At 61.2% G+C, this 18,219-nt stretch carries 19 protein-coding genes; 7 read left to right on the top strand and 12 right to left on the bottom strand.

The window, feature by feature from the left end; all coding sequences use genetic code 11:
* Positions 1-51: 51 nt before the first annotated feature.
* The 3 genes from L6D74_RS10190 to L6D74_RS10180 all read left to right on the top strand — a co-directional run bounded on the left by L6D74_RS10190 (position 52) and on the right by L6D74_RS10180 (position 1,861).
* Complete coding sequence (locus tag L6D74_RS10190; protein ID WP_007950541.1) at positions 52-522, top strand: hypothetical protein; 471 nt, start codon at positions 52-54, stop codon at positions 520-522.
* Positions 519-716 (top strand): hypothetical protein, encoded by a 198-nt coding sequence (locus L6D74_RS10185; RefSeq protein ID WP_039767035.1) that lies wholly within the window; start codon positions 519-521, stop codon positions 714-716. The genes L6D74_RS10190 and L6D74_RS10185 overlap by 4 nt, the downstream gene beginning before the upstream one ends.
* Before the next feature lie 128 nt (positions 717-844).
* A complete protein-coding gene (locus L6D74_RS10180) occupies positions 845-1,861 on the top strand; it encodes an ABC transporter substrate-binding protein (RefSeq protein ID WP_236189006.1) in 1,017 nt (338 codons plus the stop codon).
* A 114-nt stretch (positions 1,862-1,975) separates the two neighbouring features.
* Here the strand turns inward: L6D74_RS10180 and L6D74_RS10175 are convergent, their stop codons facing one another.
* Together L6D74_RS10175 and L6D74_RS10170 are read right to left on the bottom strand one after the other, a co-directional pair.
* Positions 1,976-4,108 (bottom strand): TonB-dependent receptor, encoded by a 2,133-nt coding sequence (locus tag L6D74_RS10175; protein WP_236189004.1) that lies wholly within the window; start codon positions 4,106-4,108, stop codon positions 1,976-1,978.
* Positions 4,109-4,202: 94 nt separating this feature from the next.
* The gene (locus L6D74_RS10170; protein WP_236189002.1) at positions 4,203-4,589 is read right to left on the bottom strand and encodes a DUF2946 domain-containing protein; all 387 of its coding nucleotides are present in this window, start codon (positions 4,587-4,589) and stop codon (positions 4,203-4,205) included.
* Between the two features lie 94 nt (positions 4,590-4,683).
* Here L6D74_RS10170 and L6D74_RS10165 point away from each other — a divergent pair, with 94 nt between their 5' ends.
* On the top strand, positions 4,684-5,124 hold the full coding sequence (locus tag L6D74_RS10165) for a DUF3995 domain-containing protein (protein ID WP_007950535.1): 441 nt from the start codon (positions 4,684-4,686) through the stop codon (positions 5,122-5,124).
* Here the strand turns inward: L6D74_RS10165 and L6D74_RS10160 are convergent.
* The 7 genes from L6D74_RS10160 to L6D74_RS10130 all read right to left on the bottom strand — a co-directional run bounded on the left by L6D74_RS10160 (position 5,121) and on the right by L6D74_RS10130 (position 12,205).
* The gene (locus L6D74_RS10160; protein WP_064379433.1) at positions 5,121-5,483 is read right to left on the bottom strand and encodes a Na+/H+ antiporter subunit G; all 363 of its coding nucleotides are present in this window, start codon (positions 5,481-5,483) and stop codon (positions 5,121-5,123) included. The genes L6D74_RS10165 and L6D74_RS10160 overlap by 4 nt on opposite strands.
* The gene (locus L6D74_RS10155) at positions 5,480-5,758 is read right to left on the bottom strand and encodes a K+/H+ antiporter subunit F (RefSeq protein ID WP_236189001.1); all 279 of its coding nucleotides are present in this window, start codon (positions 5,756-5,758) and stop codon (positions 5,480-5,482) included. The genes L6D74_RS10160 and L6D74_RS10155 overlap by 4 nt, the downstream gene beginning before the upstream one ends.
* Positions 5,755-6,243, bottom strand: coding sequence for a Na+/H+ antiporter subunit E (locus L6D74_RS10150; RefSeq protein ID WP_039767025.1), 489 nt, complete (start codon positions 6,241-6,243; stop codon positions 5,755-5,757). Before L6D74_RS10150 ends, L6D74_RS10155 begins: the two co-directional genes overlap by 4 nt.
* Positions 6,240-7,919, bottom strand: a complete 1,680-nt coding sequence (locus L6D74_RS10145) for a monovalent cation/H+ antiporter subunit D (RefSeq protein ID WP_236188995.1) — start codon at positions 7,917-7,919, stop codon at positions 6,240-6,242. Before L6D74_RS10145 ends, L6D74_RS10150 begins: the two co-directional genes overlap by 4 nt.
* Positions 7,916-8,260 carry a Na+/H+ antiporter subunit C gene (locus L6D74_RS10140; RefSeq protein WP_003192163.1) on the bottom strand — a complete coding sequence of 115 codons (345 nt, stop codon included), beginning with the start codon at positions 8,258-8,260 and terminating at the stop codon, positions 7,916-7,918. The genes L6D74_RS10145 and L6D74_RS10140 overlap by 4 nt, the downstream gene beginning before the upstream one ends.
* Positions 8,260-11,160, bottom strand: a complete 2,901-nt coding sequence (locus L6D74_RS10135; RefSeq protein ID WP_236188992.1) for a monovalent cation/H+ antiporter subunit A — start codon at positions 11,158-11,160, stop codon at positions 8,260-8,262. Before L6D74_RS10135 ends, L6D74_RS10140 begins: the two co-directional genes overlap by 1 nt.
* 106 nt (positions 11,161-11,266) lie before the next feature.
* Positions 11,267-12,205: a DMT family transporter gene (locus L6D74_RS10130; RefSeq protein ID WP_236188991.1), complete on the bottom strand. Its 939-nt coding sequence runs from the start codon at positions 12,203-12,205 to the stop codon at positions 11,267-11,269.
* A gap of 85 nt (positions 12,206-12,290) precedes the next feature.
* Between L6D74_RS10130 and L6D74_RS10125 the strand changes: the two genes are divergently transcribed.
* The 3 genes from L6D74_RS10125 (at position 12,291) to L6D74_RS10115 (ending at position 15,949) form a co-directional block, all read left to right on the top strand.
* A complete protein-coding gene (locus L6D74_RS10125) occupies positions 12,291-12,854 on the top strand; it encodes a helix-turn-helix domain-containing protein (protein ID WP_085610605.1) in 564 nt (187 codons plus the stop codon).
* 216 nt (positions 12,855-13,070) lie between these two features.
* The gene (locus L6D74_RS10120; protein ID WP_236188989.1) at positions 13,071-14,474 is read left to right on the top strand and encodes an LLM class flavin-dependent oxidoreductase; all 1,404 of its coding nucleotides are present in this window, start codon (positions 13,071-13,073) and stop codon (positions 14,472-14,474) included.
* A 59-nt stretch (positions 14,475-14,533) separates the two neighbouring features.
* Positions 14,534-15,949 carry an FAD/NAD(P)-binding protein gene (locus tag L6D74_RS10115; RefSeq protein ID WP_236188987.1) on the top strand — a complete coding sequence of 472 codons (1,416 nt, stop codon included), beginning with the start codon at positions 14,534-14,536 and terminating at the stop codon, positions 15,947-15,949.
* A 64-nt stretch (positions 15,950-16,013) separates the two neighbouring features.
* On the opposite strand, the gene L6D74_RS10110 is transcribed toward L6D74_RS10115, so the two are convergent.
* The 3 genes from L6D74_RS10110 to L6D74_RS10100 all read right to left on the bottom strand — a co-directional run bounded on the left by L6D74_RS10110 (position 16,014) and on the right by L6D74_RS10100 (position 18,161).
* Positions 16,014-16,262 carry a hypothetical protein gene (locus tag L6D74_RS10110; protein ID WP_236188986.1) on the bottom strand — a complete coding sequence of 83 codons (249 nt, stop codon included), beginning with the start codon at positions 16,260-16,262 and terminating at the stop codon, positions 16,014-16,016.
* 108 nt (positions 16,263-16,370) lie between these two features.
* On the bottom strand, positions 16,371-17,105 hold the full coding sequence (locus tag L6D74_RS10105) for a substrate-binding periplasmic protein (protein ID WP_236188985.1): 735 nt from the start codon (positions 17,103-17,105) through the stop codon (positions 16,371-16,373).
* 120 nt (positions 17,106-17,225) lie between these two features.
* A complete protein-coding gene (locus tag L6D74_RS10100; RefSeq protein WP_064597385.1) occupies positions 17,226-18,161 on the bottom strand; it encodes a polyprenyl synthetase family protein in 936 nt (311 codons plus the stop codon).
* Positions 18,162-18,219: the final 58 nt, after the last annotated feature.

The following is an 18,219-nucleotide window of genomic DNA, read 5'->3' as shown; positions in this document are numbered from 1 at the left end:
GCTGTGCGCGCTTTTGCGTATGGCACTCTTTTCAAGTGTGGGGATGTTTCTTTGGCAGTCAGTAACCTCGATATGCATGCTTTGTTCGTGCTGGGTGATTTGCGGGCAAAGCTGGTCAAGCAGTTTCAATCACGTTTTGTTTACATCACCGAGCAAAACGCCGAAGGCATTTACGTTGCCGAGATCGACACCGAAAGCGCATTGGTGGTCGATGACAAACCTGGCCTCAAGCTCAAGGTCGGCGATCATTTCAGCGCGTCGGTACTGCCCAGCCGTGAAGGCGGCAAGATGGACATCCGCTTTCGCGAAATCAAAATGACCGTGTACGGTCTGGGCGACTACGCGTTCGTCACCACGGCCGATGGCCACGCCATCGTGTTCAAGGAAGGCCACAGCGCGGTTACCGTGTTTGCCGCCAATGAACAACTGCAGGAAGGCCTGACCAAAACCCTGAAAGCCGTCACCGCCAAAGCCGCCAAGTGGCGCAAGGGCGAACTGGTGACGTTCAAGGCCAGCGAGTGAGCCGCGCCGATTTCCATTTGCAGAACCTCGACAGCGCCCGTGAAGAAGCACGTCGATTGTTCACTGCAAAGGCTGAGTTGAAGGGCGCCTGGCTGGGGTGGGTCGCCTCGCAGATCTACGCCTTGCAGCCTGCGGAATACGCCAGCATGGTCAGACGCGAGCTGAAGAGCCTGCAGGAAATGTCTGAAAAGTAGCCTCGTGCGTGTCATGCCCCTGAAAAAGCAGGAACCTCGTCTACAGTCAGTTGACTGAGTATTCAGAGGCTTGCGGTCTTCTGTCAGGCCATCCTGCTATTGCTGTGAACGGCACGAGGTGCAAAAGCATGAACGGATTTCGACGGTTGCTGGCTGCCGGGTTGACCACATTCGGCCTGATGACGGTGGTGCCTGCGGTGAGCGCGGCACAGGCGCCGATTCACTTTGCCGATCTGAACTGGGAAAGCGGCAGCCTGATCACCGACGTCCTGCGGATCATTGTCGAGAAGGGCTATGGCCTGCCGACCGATACCTTGCCGGGCACCACCATCACCCTTGAGACTGCGCTGGCCAACAATGACATTCAGGTCATCGGCGAAGAGTGGGCCGGGCGCAGTCCGGTATGGGTCAAGGCGGAGGCCGAGGGCAAGGTCGTCAGCCTGGGCGACACGGTCAAAGGCGCTACCGAAGGCTGGTGGGTGCCGGAATACGTGATCAAAGGCGATCCGGCCAAGGGCATCAAGCCACTGGCGCCGGACCTGCGAAGCGTCAGCGATCTGAAGAAGTACAAGGATGTGTTCAAGGATCCGGAAACCCCGAGCAAGGGCCGATTCCTCAACAGCCCGATCGGCTGGACATCGGAGGTAGTGAACAAGCAGAAGCTCACGGCGTATGGCTTGCAGAATGACTTCACCAATTTCCGCAGTGGTTCCGGTGCTGCGCTGGATGCCGAGATCAGTTCATCGATCCGCCGGGGCAAGCCGGTGCTGTTCTATTACTGGTCGCCGACGCCGTTGCTCGGCAAGTTCAAGCTGATCCAACTCGAAGAGCCGCCGTTCGATGCCGAGGCCTGGAAGACCCTGACCGACGCCGACAACCTCAATCCGAAACCGACCCGGTCACTGGCCTCGAAGCTGTCGATCGGGGTGTCCACGCCGTTCCAGAAGCAGTATCCGCAGATCGCCGAGTTCTTCAGCAAGGTCGACTTTCCGATTGATGATCTGAACAAGGCGCTGGCCGAGATGAGTGAAAAACACACACCACCTCGGGATGCGGCGACAGCGTTCATGAAGGCGCATCCGGATGTGTGGCAGGCGTGGCTGCCGAAGGATGTGGCAGATAAGGTTTCAGCTGATTTGAAATAGAGGTTGAATCAACGGACCTCATCGCGGGCAAGCCCGCTCCCACAGGTTTTTCGGTGTGCTCTGAGCTTTGAAAACACATCGATTTCTGTGGGAACGGGCTTGCCCGCGAAGCTTTTAGAAGCGGGTTTGCACAGCCAACTCAAAGGTGCGCGGTGTGCCGAGGTAATACGCCGGCGATACATGGGCGAACTCGGCATACACCTCATTCGTCAGGTTGCGCACCCGCCCGGTCACGGTGGTGTGCGAGTCCACCTTGTAGCTGAGAAAGCTGCCAAACAACGTGTAAGACGGCACGGTCATGGTGTTGGCCGTGTCGGCGAACACCGACGCCACGTACCGCGCATCGACCCCGCCTTGCCACTGCGGCGAGAAATCATAGGTCAGCCACAGATTGCCCACCCGGTCCGGCACGTTGGTCGGTGCATTGCCCTTGCGCGAAACCACTACGCCGGCGGCGTTCTTCTCGTTGAACTCATCGTATTGCGCATCGACCCAGGTGAAGTTGCCTTCGGCCAGCAACTTTTCGGTGATCCGCAGCGAGCTGGCAATCTCGATGCCCTTCGAAGTCTGCTGGCCGACCGGAATGCTGCTGGTCGGGTCCAGTGGATCCGTCACCGCGAAGTCCTTGCGCTCGATGGTGTAGGCGGCCACCGTCGCCGAGCCGCGTCCGTTCAGGTAGTCGAACTTGCTGCCGATTTCCCATTGCTTGCCGGTCGAGACATCGAAGTCCTGCGTGCCATTGGGTTGCTCGGCGGCGGTGCTGTATTGCACGTACACATTGGCTGACGGTATGAACTGGTATGTCATGCCGACACGCCCTGTGACCGGTTCCCAACTGCGCTTCAAATGACGCGGGTTGCTCGCGGTCACAGTGCGATGGTTGGTCACGTCGAGGTCGATATCGTCATAGCGCAGACCGGTCAGCAGCGAGAGCTTGTCGGTCAGTGCCAGGCGGTTATCGGCAAACAGCGCTTTGGTCGTGACTTCGTTGGTCTTGTCGCTGACGAAACCCGGCATCGTTCCGGGGATGTCATAGAAATGCCCCGGTCGGTAGTTGTTCGGGTCCACCGCGCTGGCGCCTTTGACGTTCAGCGGCGAGTTGGTGGTCTGGTTGACCTTGTACTCGAATCCGCCGGACCAGGTGGTGTCGAGGCCGAACAGGGTGTTGTCGTGGCGCAGTTCGAATTGGTTGCCGTTCTGCTCGCCCTGGTGTCGCACCTGATACGCAGTGGAGCGGTTCACCGCGCTGTTGTCGGCGTTGTATTGATAGGTTTCCAGGTTGCGGTAATCACGCTGACTGTCGAGGTGATAGAGGGTGTTGCGCAGGGTGGTGCTGTCGTTGATCCGGTAATCGATGATCGAGCGCACCCAGATCGTCCGCTGCTCGTAGCGGCCGTCCTCGACGTTGTAGTTGTTGAAGCGGTTGTGCTTGTCGATCTTCAACTCGCCGGCCTTGGGATTGAGCACCGGCGTGCCCCAGTACGGGCTGTCCTCGTGTTCGTCCTGATATTCCAGGGCCAGGGTGTGCGAAAGGTTTGGCGTCAGGTCGCTGAGCAACGAGAACGCCACGCTCCAGGCATCGCGTTCCTGGCGGTCAATGTAGCCGTTGCTGGTGTTGTGGCTGACGTCGAGTCGCGCGTAATGCTGCACGTCGGCACCGGGTTCGGTCAGCGCGTGATTGAGGCCGAACGCGGTTTCGGTGGTGTCGTAGGTGCCATAGCTGACCCGGCCTTCGATGGCTTGCTCGTCGCGGGTGGCCAGTTTGGTCACGTAGTTCAGCGAGCCGCCGACCGAGCCCGCGCCGTTGATCAACGATGACGGGCCGCCGACCAGTTCCACCCGGTCATAAATCCATGAATCCACTGGCCGCGCCAGCCCGCCGGAAACGTTGACGCCGTTGAACATCTGGGTGATCTGGCTGCTGGTGAAACCGCGATAGGAGACGAATCCGCCAAAGCCAGGCGGTGCACTGGCGTTCACGCCCGGCAAGGTGTTGGCCGCGTCCTGAAAGTTTTGCGAACCGCGACGTTCGATGTCTCTGCGGTTGGCAATGGCCACCGAGGCCGGGGTGTTACGCACGCTGAGGCCGAGGCGCGAGGCCATGCCGCTGGACTGGTCGAGGCTCAGGCCGGGTTCGGCGCCGGACTCGCCATCAATAGTGATCGGCGCCAGATCCACGGTGGATTGCGCCCAGACGTTGACGGACAGGCAGCCGCACAGGCTCGCCAGCAAGGTAAGTTGTTTCATTGATTGAATCCTGAATGCTTGTTCTCGGAGTCAGCGCACAGGCGAACGCCGCGCGTTGGCGCAGTGGGCTGACAGATCAAAAAGGCAAGGGCACTCAGGCGAGCGGCGGGGCGCGGGGATTGGCCGAAGGCCAGATAAAGCGGGCAGGAAGGTCGGCGCTGACGATGGCCGGCAGCGGCGGGCTGTGTTGTTCCGGCAGGATCGCCAGGGTCAGGCTGGAGTTGAACGCCGGACCCATGCCTCCGGTGGAGCAGAGCGGACAGCCGAAGGCTTTGGCCAGGGTCGGCAGTTTTTCTTCGGCGGGACTCGAGGCGAGCGGCGCCTGGGTGCTCGGGTCGACGGCACAGAACTGTCCGCCGATACCGTTGAGCTGCATACCGACCATTTGTCCGTGGCCGATGCTGCAGGCGAACACGTTGAACAGGACGCAGCAATAGAGCATCCAGGCCAGCAGTGAGCGATCGGTACGGGTGCATTTCATGGGGCGGCACTTTACCGCACCGCCGATCGGTCGTGCACATGGAAAAATGCCGACTAGGATGTTTTGTTCAAATCCCTTTCAAGGATTCTCGACCATGACCTTTGTGTTGGCTCAATGGCTGGTGACGATATTCGCGGTGATCAGCCTGATGCATGTGTATTGGGCGATGGGTGGACAGTGGGCGGCCGTTGCGGTGGTGCCGCAGGTTCCGGTGGATAACGGCGGGCTGACCCTCAGGCCTGCGTTCAAGCCGTCAGGCTGGATCACGCTGGTGGTGGCGGCAGCCCTGCTACTGATTGCCGCACTGGTGTGCATGCGAGTGGGGTGGTGGCTGCCCGCCGTGCATCACTGGGCGCTGCAATGGGTGATCAGCGCGATTGCGCTGTTGATGTTTGCGCGGGCGATCGGCGATTCGGAGCTGGTGGGTTTTTTCAAGGAAGTGAAGGGATCGCGGTTCGCCCGGCTCGACACTTGGGTTTACTCGCCGCTGTGTCTGATATTGGGAGCCGGGCTGCTGGCCGTCGCCTGGATCTAGCTCCCGGTTTCAGTACGCCGGCTGCTGACCTCGGCCGGCACGTCATCCCCGGCCATGCGCTTGCGGAACAATGCCGCCCGCGCCAGCAGCAGGGTAGTCACCGGCACGGTGATCGACAGCAGAATCGGGATCAGCCATGCGTGCAGCACCGGCCCGGACTTGAGCGCGGAAAAACAGATGATCGATGCCAGCGCCACACACCACGCGCCGAGGGTCGAGGCCAGTGCCGGCGGGTGCATGCGCTGGAAGTAATCCTTCATCCGCAGCAGGCCGGTCGCACCGATCAGGGCGAAAATACCGCTGAGCACCAGCAGAATCGCCACCGGGATTTCCACCCACAAAGACAGTTCAGCGTTCATTCGATTACCTCGCCACGCAGGAGGAATTTCGCCAGGGCAAACGAGCCGACGAAGCCGAACAGCGCGATCAGCAGCGCCGCTTCGAAGTAGGTGTCACTGGCATAACGAATCCCCAGGGTCAGCATCATCAGCATGGCGACGATGTACAGGTAATCCAGCGCCAGTACCCGGTCCTGCGCCGACGGGCCTTTGAACAGGCGCACCAGCGTGAGGATCATGGCCAGGGAAAACAGGAACAGCGTCAGCAGAATGGCGTTCGACAGCAGCGGGCTCATTCGAAAATCTCCATCAACGGCCGCTCGTAAGTGACCTTGAAGTGCTGGATGAACTGCGCCTCGTCATCCAGATCCCAGACGTGCAGCAACAGAATGCTGCGATCCAGCGCCAGTTCCGACCAGACTGTGCCGGGAATCACCGTGGTGATCATCGACAATGCTGCCAGGCCGTTGGCGTCGCGCAGGTCCAGCGGCACCTTGATGAAGCGCGAGCGAGGCGGGCGGCGACCGGCGTTGAGCACGCCCCAGGCCACCTGCAGGTTCGAGACGATCACGTCACGCCCGACCAGCAGAAACAATCGCAGGATCGTGCCCGGGCGGCGGATGTGAATCCGCTGCGGGCGCAATTTGCGCATCATCAGCGGGGCGCAGAAACCGAGTACGGCACCCAGCAGCAGGTTGCCCGGGCTGACCGACAGGTTCAGTACCAGCCACAGCAACCACAGCGCAAGCGACAACCACGGAGCCGGAAACAGACGCTTCATGGTTGCACCTCCAGCAGCGCAGCCTTGGCTTCCGGGCTCGGCACGGCGCGGGTGCCGAGTACCGCCATTACGTATTGCTGCGGATTGTTCAGGGCATCGGCCGCTGCCTGGGTGTAACGCAACAGTGGTTCAGCCTTGAAGGTCAGGGCGATGCTCAGACCGAGCAGCAGGAAAATCGGTGTGCATTCCAGTTTGCGCAGCAGCGGCGACGGGCGCTCCTCTGGCGACCAGAAGCGTTGGATCCCCAGACGCGAGAACGCCATCAGCGAGCCGAGTCCGGTAAGAATCAGCAAGGCCAGCAACGCCCAGGCAGCATTCGAGATCGGCTCGCCGGCGCCGAGGCCAAGCGGATTGAGCAGGGCACCGATCAGGCTGAGCTTGCCGATGAAGCCGGACAGCGGCGGCATGCCGATAATCAACAGCGCGCAGGCAATGAAGCTCAGACCGAGGAAGGCCATGGTCCACGGGATCACCTGACCGACCACGGCTTTCTGATCGTCGTCGAGGTTGATGCCCTTGATCGGACGCTGCCATTCCTGCGGACGCGGCAGCAGTTCGTTCTCGTCTTCCAGCGGCACTTCGATGGCGGTGCGCGAACGTTCGATCAATTCGGCCAGCAGGAACAGCGCACTCAGCGCCAGGGTCGAGCTGACCAGATAGAACAGCGCGGCGCCGATCAGGTTTGGCTGGGCGAAGCCCACGGCCGATAGCAGGATTCCCGCGGATACCAGAATGCTCAGGCTGGCCATGCGTTCCAGGCGTTGCGCGGCGATGATCGCCACACCCGCGCCGGCCATGGTGGCCATGCCTCCGTAGATCAGCCAGTCGCCGCCAAAGTACGCCGAAGCGCCGGCCTGGCCCGAGAACAGCAACGTCCACAGGCGCAGCAGGGTGTAGACACCGACTTTGGTCATGATCGCGAACATCGCCGCCACCGGCGCGCTGGCCGACGAGTAGGCCGGCACCAGCCAGAAGTTCAGCGGCCACATGCCGGCCTTGGCCAGGAACGCCACGGCCAGAATTCCCGCGCCGGCGTGCAGCAGGCCACGGTCGGCCTCCGGCACCAGCGGGATCTTCAGGGCCAGATCCGCCATGTTCAACGTGCCGGTCACGCCGTAGATCAACGCCGCGCCGATCAGGAACAGCGACGAGGCCAGCAGGTTGATCGAGATGTAATGCAGCCCCGACGACACCCGCGCCCGGCCCGAGCCGTGGAGCAGCAAACCGTAGGACGCGGCCAGCAATACCTCGAAGAACACGAACAGGTTGAACAGATCCGCCGTCAGGAATGCGCCGTAAAGGCCCATCAACTGAATCTGGAACAAAGCATGGAAGCTCGACCCGGCGCCGTCCCAGCGGGCCATGGCGAACAGCAGGGCGCTGACACCAATGATCCCGGTCAGCACCAACATCAATGCCGACAGACGATCGACCACCAGCACGATGCCGAACGGCACCTGCCAGTTGCCCGGCAGGTAGACGCCGATCGAGCCGGGCACGCCGGTGGTCTGGGTCCATTGCAGCAGCATCACCGAAATGCCCAGGCCGAGGAGGCTGGAGAACAGGTTGATTTTCGCCTTCAGCGGACGGTGCTTTTCGCCGAGCATCAGCATGATGCCGGCGGTCAGCAGCGGCAGCAGAATCGGTGCGGCGATCAGGTGAGTCATCGCCGTCATTCCTTGGGCTCCCTTCCGTCAACGTGGTCGGTGCCGGTCAGGCCTCGTGAGGCCAGCAGTACCACCAGAAACAACGCGGTCATGGCGAAGCTGATGACGATGGCCGTCAGCACCAGCGCCTGGGGCAGCGGGTCGGTGTAATTGAGCAGGTCCTGCGGCACGCCGTCCTTGATGATCGGCTCCTTGCCGATGAACAGGCTGCCCATGCTGAAGATGAACAGGTTGACGCCGTAGGACAGCAGGCACAGGCCCATCACCACCTGGAATGTCCGTGGCCGCAGGATCAGCCAGACCCCGGACGCGGCGAGTACGCCGATGGCGATTGCGATGACTTCTTCCATCAGGCGGCTCCTTTGGCGGCAGCGGTTTTATGGCCCCGGACCGATTGGTGGGCGAGGGCGGTGAGGATCAGCAAGGTCGAGCCGACCACCACGGCGTAGACGCCGATATCGAAGAACAGCGCGCTGGCGATATGGATATCACCCAGCAGCGGCAGGCTGAAGTGCCAGGTGTGGGTGGTCAGGAACGGATAGCCCACCGCCATCGCCCCGAGGCCGGTAACGGTGGCGAACAGCAGGCCGGTGCCCATCCAGCGCAGTGGGCGCAGGCTCATTTGCGCCTCGACCCACTGAGTGCCGGCGACCATGTATTGGAGGATGAACGCCACCGACATCACCAGACCGGCGACGAAGCCGCCACCCGGCTGGTTGTGCCCGCGCATGAACAGGTAGAACGACACCACCAGCGCAATCGGCAGCAGCAGGCGCACCAGTACCGCCGGCACCATCATGAAACCGAGCGCGGTGTCGCTGGCCGAGCGCGGGTTGACCAGATCGGTCACCACGTCGGGGGCGAGCAGGCGCTGCTGGGCCGGCAGTTGCAGGCTTTCTTTCGGCGGACGGAAGCGACGCAGCAGGGCGAACACGGTCAGTGCCACGGCGGCCAGCACTGTGATCTCACCAAGGGTGTCGAAACCACGGAAATCCACCAGCATCACGTTGACCACGTTGCTGCCGCCGCCCTCGGGCAGGGCGCGACTCAGATAGAACGAGGAAATGTCGTTCGGCGTCTGCCGGGTCAGCATCGCGTAGGACAGCAGCGCCATGCCGCCACCAACGGCAATCGACAGCAGCAAGTCGCGCAGACGTCGAACCCGCGCCTTGCGCAGGCTGCTTGGCAGCGGCGAAACCTCTTCGATCCGCCGTGGCAGCCAGCGCAGGCCGAGCAGGATCAGCACGGTGGTCACCACTTCGACCACCAGTTGCGTCAGGGCCAGATCCGGCGCCGAGAACCAGACGAAGGTTACGCAGGTCATCAGGCCGCAGACGCTGACCATGGTCAGTGCGGCGAGACGGTGATACTTGGCCTGCCACGCAGCGCCCAGGGCGCAGGCGATTGCCAGCAGCCACAGGGTCACGAACACGATCGAGCCCGGGATCTTCGGCCGGTCGCCCCAGCTCAGGTTGCTGTGCAGCATCGGGATCAGCCCGGCCAGCACCGCCGCCAGCACCATCAGGAACAATTGCGCTTGCAGGCGCTTGGTGCCGATTCGTCGCTCCAGGCGTCTAGCCAGGCGCATCATCGCCACCAGGCTGCGTTCAAACATTCGCTTGCCGTTAAGGCGACCCGCCAGCGGCGGATACTTGAAGCGGCCGCGCTTGAGCTGGTTGCGCAGCAGCAGATACAGCACGATGCCGCCGGACATGGCGATCAAACTCATGATCATCGGTGCATTGAGGCCGTGCCAGATCGCCAGGCTGTATTCCGGCAGCACGCCGCCCACCACCGGCAAGGCGGCAGCGGCGAGCAACGGGCCGACCACCTGGGCCGGGAAAATCCCCACCAGCAGGCAGGTGAACACCAGCAGTTCCACCGGTGCACGCATCCAACGCGGCGGTTCGTGCGGGGTGTGTGGCAGGTCGGTGGCGGTCGGGCCGAAGAATACGTCGACGGTGAATCTCAGCGAGTAGGCAACGCTGAACATCCCGGCAATAGTAGCGACGATCGGCAGGCTGGTTTCAACCCAGGCGGTGGCGTTGATGAACACGGTTTCGGCGAAGAACATCTCCTTGGACAGGAAACCGTTGAGCAGCGGCACGCCGGCCATGGACGCACTGGCGACCATCGCCAGGGTGGCGGTGAATGGAATCAGTTTGAACAGGCCGTTGAGCTTGCGGATGTCGCGGGTGCCACTTTCGTGGTCGATGATCCCGGCGGCCATGAACAGTGAAGCCTTGAAGGTCGCGTGGTTGAGAATGTGGAACACCGCCGCCACAGCGGCCAGCGGACTGTTCAAACCCAGCAGCAGGGTGATCAGGCCGAGGTGGCTGATGGTCGAATAGGCCAGCAGCCCTTTGAGATCGTTCTGGAACATCGCGCAATACGCGCCGAGCAACAGCGTGGCGGCGCCGGCGCCACTGACAATGTAGAACCATTCTTCACTGCCGGACAGCGATGGCCACAGACGGGCCAGCAGGAAAACCCCGGCCTTGACCATGGTTGCCGAGTGCAGGTACGCCGAAACCGGTGTGGGGGCCGCCATCGCGTGGGGCAGCCAGAAGTGGAAGGGGAACTGGGCGCTTTTGCTGAGCGCGCCGATAAGAATGAGGGGAAGCAGGATGTGGTAGAGAGCGTGTGCGCGAATCAGATCGCCGGCGGCCAGGACCTTGTCCAGGTCATAGCTGCCGACCACATGGCCGAGGATCATGACCCCCGCCAGCAAGCACAATCCTCCCGCGCCGGTAACCATCAACGCCATGTACGCACCACGGCGCGCGTCGTGGCGGTGGTGCCAGTAGCCGATCAACAGGAACGAGAAAAGGCTGGTCAGCTCCCAGAAGAATACGATCTGGATCAGGTTGCCGGAGATCACCAGCCCGAGCATGGCACCCATGAACGCCAGAAAGAACGCGAAGAAGCGCGGCACCGGATCGTCCGGCGACATGTAATAACGGGCATATAAGGAAACGAGGGTGCCGATGCCCAGCACCAGCATCGAGAACAGCCAGGCGAAGCCGTCCATGCGCAGGACGAAGTTCAGGCCCAGGCTGGGCAGCCAGGTGAATTCTTCGCGGATCACGCCGCCGTGGGCGATCTGCGGGTACAGCATCGCGACCGAGACAGTGCCGATCAGTGCGACCAGACCTGCCAGCAGGGATTCGGCGTTACGTGCGTTGTGCGGCAGCACGGCTGCCAGACAGCTGCCCAGAAAAGGCAGAAGCAGTAGAACTATCAGGGACATAGGCTTCTAATCTGCGGAAGTTTGTGAAGCATCATACGTGCCAGCTCCCGGATCGCCAAACGCGAGGATGTCTCTGAATCCTACAAAGTAGCCGTAAAACCCCCGTTTAGCCTTCGGTCTCGTGCTCCAATTCTTCCGTGACCGTTTGTGTCTCTTTGCCTTTGGTCTTCAATTCACTGACGATCACCGCCGCCACGATCAGCCCCGCACCCACCAATGCAATCGCTGGCAGACGCTCCCCCGCGATGCGCCCGACGATTCCGGCCCACACCGGCTCACCGGCGTAGATCAAGGTCGCGCGGGTCGGCGAAACACTTTTCTGCGCCCAGTTCATCGCCACCTGAATCGCCGCACTCATCGCGCCCAGGCCCAGGGCGGTGCTCAGCAACAGCCACGAGAAATCCGGAATCGCCTCGCCGGTCGGCACCACCATCAAGAAAGACAGGGCCGAGGTTACCGCCAGTTGCACCACCGTCACTCGGCGCACATCCACCTGCCCGGCGTAGTTACTGATGAGGATGATTTCGGCCGCAATCGCGATGGCGCTGATCAGCGTGGCGATTTCACCGGGGCTGAAATTCAGCGAAGCCCCGGATGGCCCGGAAAGCAGCATCAGCCCGGTAAACGCCAGCATGATGCCGATGCTCGGCATCAAACCCGGGCGCCGGCCCAGCACCAGCCATTGCAACAGCGGCACGAACGGCACGTACAACGCCGTGATGAACGCCGACTGGCTGCTTGGGATACTCTGCAACCCAACGGTCTGCAAGCCATAACCGAGCAGGATCGCCACGCCGATAAAGGCGCCAGCCTTGAATTCGAACATGGTCAGTTCCCGCAGGTGTTTCCAGGAGAACAGCGCAACAATGCCTGCGGCGGCGGCAAAGCGCAGGCCGACGAAAAACATCGGTCCGCTGACGGTCATGGCGTGCTGCACCAGCAGGAAGGTGCCGCCCCAAAGCATGGTGATCAACACCAGCACGCACTCGGCTTTGCTGAACCGGGAAAACCGCAGGGGAGTTTGAGGGGAGTTGGCTGACGTCATGACCTTGCGCACTTTTAAGAAGGAGACGCACAATGCGCCAAATGGTGCGCAGTATACTGCCCAACCCCAGCCAGTGAGCAATATAGTGCACAGAGATTCCGTTCAGCGGGCTTCAGTCCTGCAACACGTCAGCCAGAACGTCCGGCGCCTGCGCCACGCCGCCGACATGAGCCAGACGGCCCTCGCCGAAAAGTCCGGGGTCAGCCGCCGAATGCTGGTGGCCATCGAGGCGGGTGAGAAGAATGTCAGTTTGACCACCCTCGACCGCGTCGCCGAAGCCCTTGAAGTGGCCTTCAGCGATCTGATCCAGGCCCCGGACAATCGCGATCCCGGCCGTATCAACGAACTTGCCTGGGCCGGCAGCATCCCCGGCAGCAAAGCCGTTTTGCTATCCAAGGCCAATGCCACCCGCGCGGTGGAGCAGTGGGAATGGTGCCTGCAGCCGGGTGAGGTCTATCCCTCGCAACCGGACGCCGAGGGCTGGAGCGAGCAGATTTTTGTGTTCGAAGGCTGCCTGACGCTGATGCTCGGCGACCAACCCCAGCAAATCGCGGCCGGCGAGTTTTTCATGTTCGCCAGCAATCAGCCGCACACCTACCGCAATGACGGGGAAGTGGCCGCGCGCTTCGTGCGCAATGTGGTGATCTGACTGTTGCTGCGCCGACAGCCAATAAACAGTTTGCTCCATATCGTTTGCAGACTTCTTTAGGTTGTCATCTCAATTTATTGATAAATATAGAAAATATATTCAGGCATGACTCCTGCTAAGGGTTGTGGATCCTCATCCGGAAACCACGGAGTCGCCTTACATGACCGCTTCAAACCCAATCGTGAAACGCCTCCTGAACATCGGGAGTGCCACCTGATGCCCCGCGAAATCCGTCTCAACGCCTTCGACATGAACTGCGTCGGCCATCAGTCGCCGGGCCTGTGGGCTCACCCTCGGGATCGCTCCTGGCAATACAAGGATCTGGAGTACTGGACCGATCTGGCGAAAGTCCTTGAGCGTGGCAAGTTCGACGGCTTGTTCATCGCCGACGTGCTGGGCATCTACGACGTCTACAACGGCAATGGCGAAGCGGCGATCCGGCAGGCGGCGCAGGTGCCGGTCAACGATCCGTTGCAACTGATTCCGCCGATGGCGCTGGTCACCGAACACCTGGGTTTCGGCCTGACCGCCTCGTTATCCTTCGAACATCCGTATCCATTCGCCCGACGCCTGTCGACCCTCGATCACCTGACCAAGGGCCGTGCCGGCTGGAACATCGTCACTTCGTATCTGGAGAGCGGCGCAAAGAACATCGGCCAGCAAGCCCAGACCGAACACGACGCGCGCTACGACTTCGCCGAGGAATACCTGGAGGTCTGCTACAAACTGTGGGAAGGCAGTTGGGAAGAGGGCGCTATCCTGCGGGATCGCGAGCGGCGGATTTTCAGTGACCCGAGCAAGATCCACGAGATCCGCCACCACGGCAAACACTTCCAGGTGCCGGGCATTCACCTTTGCGAACCGTCGCCGCAGCGCACGCCGGTTCTCTACCAGGCCGGCGCGTCCAGTCGTGGCAAGCAGTTTGCTGCCGAGCATGCCGAGTGTGTATTTGTCGCGGCACCGTCGAAAGTGCTGCTGAAGAAAACGGTGGCCGACATCCGCCGCCGCGCCGCCGAGGCCGGGCGCGATCCGTCGAAGATCCTGATCTTCAATCTGCAAACGGTGATCTTGGGCGAGACCGACGCCAAGGCCAAAGCCAAGTTCGAAGAATACAAATCCTGGGTCAGCTACGAAGGCGCGATGGCGCTGATTTCCGGCTGGACCGGCATCGACTTCAGCCGCTTCAAACCGGACGAACCGCTCAAGCACGTACACACCAACGCGATTCAGTCGGCGGTCGAAGCATTTTCCACGGCCGATCCGAACAAGGTCTGGACCCCCAATGAACTGGCCGACTGGGTCGGCATCGGCGGCTTCGGCCCGCTGTTCGTCGGCAGCCCGGAAACGGTGGCGGACCTGTTGCAGGAATGGGTCGATGAAACCGACGTCGACGGCTTCAACCTGGCCTACGCGCTGACCCACGAAACGTTCATCGACGCCGTGGAATTGCTGGTGCCGGAGTTGCAGAAGCGCGGTGTCTACAAGACCGAGTACGCGCCGGGGACCTTGCGCGATAAGCTGTTTGGCGAAGGGCCGAGACTGCCGGAGATCCATCCGGGCAGCGGCTATCGAAACCTCGGCGAGCTGAATCGGCAGGAGAAAAAGGTCGCGTCTGTCTAGACGTCTTCGCGGCGTCTGAATGACACTGGCCCGAGCATATCCTCAGCTGCGAGAACGGCATGACTCAAACCGATACAACCGCCACCCGTCACGCCGACATTCTGATTGTCGGCGGCGGCCTCAGCGGTACGATGCTGGCGGTGCAATTGCTGCGTTTGCCGGGGCGCAGAACGATTCTGGTGATCGAGCCCCGGGCCGAACTGGGCCGGGGCGAAGCGTACAGCGCGGTGGAGCTGGGCCACACGCTCAACGGCAATGCGGCGCGGATGAGCGTCGATCCGGACAATGCCGATGACCTGACTCAATGGCTGACCGATCACATCGCTGGCGGTGGCTGGCCGGAGTCGGATCAGCAACATGTACCGGTCAGCGAACTGTTTCCACCTCGGGGTTTGTTCGGCGTGTATGTGCAGCAGCGTCTGGCGGAGGCGCAGCAGGTGGGCGCACAACACGGGTCGACGGTCGAGCATGTGCGCGCCGAAGTGGTCGATGTTCAGGCTTCCGGCGATTCCGTGCTGCTCACTTTGAGTGACGGCCAGCCATTGCAGGGCGCTTTTGCAGTGCTGGCGACCGGGATGTTCCCGGCTGCTCGCACCCCGCAAAAAGAATCCAGCGGTCTCAACGCTGCGGCGCTTGATCCGTGGGATGTCGCTGCAATGCGCCAGCTCGATCCACAATCCACGGTGCTGATCATCGGCTCCGGCTTGACCATGGTCGATGCCGTGGTGTCGCTGGAGCAGGCCGGGCATCGCGGGCCGATCGAGGTGTTTTCCCGGCACGGGCTGTTGCCCCATGTGCGTCGGCAGCCGCCTGCGTGGGTGGACTTCCTCGCCGAGGATCACAGCATCCGCACGCCGCGCCAGTTACTGCGCGAATTGCGCCGGCATTGCCGCGACGCCATCGCCCAAGGCATCGACTGGCAGGCGCCGCTCGACACCGTGCGGGCGCACATCGGTCGCTTGTGGAGCCAGGCCAGCGATGCGCAGCGCCGGCAGTTCGTGCGCCATGTGCGACCGTGGTGGGAAAGTCATCACCATCGTTCACCGCCGCTGAGCGCGGAATTGGTCGAGCGACTGCATCGGGAAGGGCGATTGCGCATTCAGGCGGCGTCTTACAAGGGGCTTGAGCCGGTATCGGGCGACGGCGTGGGTATCCGCATTCGCCCTCGCGGTGAGGCTGAAACCCGCGTGGTGCAGGGCGCGGCGTTGATCAACTCAAGCGGCATCGAATACGACTGGCGCCGGGTCGCGCGACCTTTGCCACAACAATTGTTGGCGCGCGGTCTGGTTCGCCCGGGGCCGTTGGCGCTGGGCATCGCGGCGGCGGTGGACGGTGCGGTGCTGGATGAAGAGGGTCGGGTCTCGAACCGCTTGTTCGCCTTGGGCCCGCCGCTGCGTGGCATGTGGTGGGAAAGCACCGCTGTCACCGACGTGGCGTTGCAGGCCAAGGCGCTGGCCGCGCGACTGGTGCGCTGACGCCCGAATGCAAGAAACCCCGCTTCGGCGGGGTTTCCTGTTTCTGGCAGCTCAAACCGATCACTCAGTAGCGCTGATATTTGGAACCGAATTCCGGGCGGTTTTCCGCGACGTACAGTTTGGTCTGTTCGGCGTTCTGTTGGAGTTTGAGGCCTTGGTGTTCGGCGTCCTTGCTGACGGTGTCGACGTTCAGGGTGCCGGACTGGCCAACGGTCGCAGCCGCGACAACTGGAGTGCTGGCGTGTGGGGCAGCGATGGCGGAAGTGGCGCCGATCAGGGAAACAATGAAGCCGAGGGCGATGATGTCTTTCATGATGTTGCTCCAGAGAGTGGGGAGAAGATGGGGCCCACTGTAGTGCTGGAGGGTTTTGATGTGAAAACACCCTTGCGCATAGTTGTTATCGAAGGTGTTGATGCGCGATCAGCGCGGTAGGGTATTGCTCAGCCAGCGCTGGCGCAGTTGCTCCAGACGACCGTCGGCCCGCAATGTATCCAGCGCCTGCTGCCAGCGTGCGACCTGTTTCGGATCAGTCTGCGGCGAAAAGGCAATGTAGGTGTTCTGTTTCATCAACGGGATCTGGTACTGCAAGCGTCCCGGCTCCATGCCTTGTTCGCGGGCGAGGGCGGCTTTGGACCAGGTATCGGAGACCACGAAATCGGTACGCCCCAGGCTGAACAGCCGCATCATCTGCTCCGGGGTTTCCACGCCGTAGAGGTTGTTCAGGTCTTGTCCTTGCAGGTAGCTGTAGACCAGCCATTTGCGCGGCACGGTGATCCGGCCCAAGTGATCGGCTTCACGCAGGCTGTGCACGGGAGGCTGGAGATTGTCGCGGGCGTACAGCGCGGTTTCGACTTCGATCAGCGGCCCGACCCATTGATAGCGATCATCGCGCTCGTCGGTACGCAGCACGGTGAATACGCCGGTGTCGGGGGTGTCGCTGGCCATGCGCAGGGCGCGCAGCAGCGGGACTTGTTGCAGATGGATACGGTCGCCGGTCTGGGTCGCCAGGGCCTGTACCACGTCCACCCCGAATCCCGCGAGTTGATCACCTTGCATGAAATGCAGGGGTGGGTGGTTGTCGGTGAGCAGTTGCAGGTCCGCCGCAGTGGCCGTCAGGGCCAGCATTGACAGCAGACAGGCGGCAAATCGTTTCATGGATCGTCCCTGAACAAATCAATCGCGCAGCTTAGTACGAGCCATGACGGCTGTCGTGGGGAAACAGCGGGGCTTTTGTGTCAGAGAACAAGGCTTATCGGTAGTAGCGAGGGGCCCAGACTACCTGATTAATGACTGATAGTAGTTATCCTGTGGTTCTTGCTCAAAGTGCACGTTCCGCAGGAACGTGTGTAGAGAACCGAAGTTTCGTTCCCCAGCTAGGCACCGGGCTTGCTCAAAATGAAGCTCAATGGTCTTGAAACTGTCTTCCATGATGTTCATCGCTCGGGTGAAAACTCCGGCATCACCCCAGTCAGAAATGATTCTGCGCTTCTGCAAGTCCGTTCTTTTACTTTTGATTAATGGACTGTTGGCCAGGATCATGAGAAACGTTTTCGGACCTCCTTCCAAATCAGGGGCAAAGCCTTTTTTCTTGAAGTGGGGCGTGTGATTTATATCGCAGTAGTCATTGATGTAGCGGTAATAGACGGCAAGTTCCAGCATCAAGTCCTGCAATGCCAAATAAACTGCTACCGGCATCGGATTGAGGCTTTGGCATGAGTCCAGGATAAACATGAAAAAGCATCCGGTATTGGCTTGTGCAATAAAACGATATTGATCCAGCGTCGGTAGGCTGTCGCCTGCACTCAACTGCGTGTCGAGGTGCTGACCGATGTGCAACGCCTCGAGACTTCCCAGGGCTGCGTGAATAAGATTCGGATCCCCCAAAGCGTTCAACTTTTGCAGGCCTTCAATGTAGCCATACATACCGGATACCAGTGCGCTGGCGATACCGAATTTCACCCAGACGGACGGGGCACCACGACGTGTAGGGTCTTCGTCAATGATGTCATCGTGTACCAGAGACGCCGTGTTGAAGAGCTCGACAATCTGGCAAAGCGTTTGCGCATGCATCGGCGCTAATTGGTAAATGTCCGCAAGCGCGAGCGTCAGTGCTGTCCTGACTTTCATGCCGGCGTGCTGTTCTTGATAGTTAAAGGCCAACGTCCAGAGTTCTCTGGCTTGCGCGTAGGTTGAGCTGGTTGATTGCAACATTGCAGAAGACTCTTTGGGCGGGTTGCCAACAGCGTACTTCTGGCAAGGGCGGGTTATA

This window comes from Pseudomonas pharyngis (assembly GCF_021602345.1).
Taxonomy (GTDB): domain Bacteria; phylum Pseudomonadota; class Gammaproteobacteria; order Pseudomonadales; family Pseudomonadaceae; genus Aquipseudomonas; species Aquipseudomonas pharyngis.
Note: the sequence above shows the minus strand (reverse complement) of the source record. Positions and strands in the feature narration are given on the sequence as shown.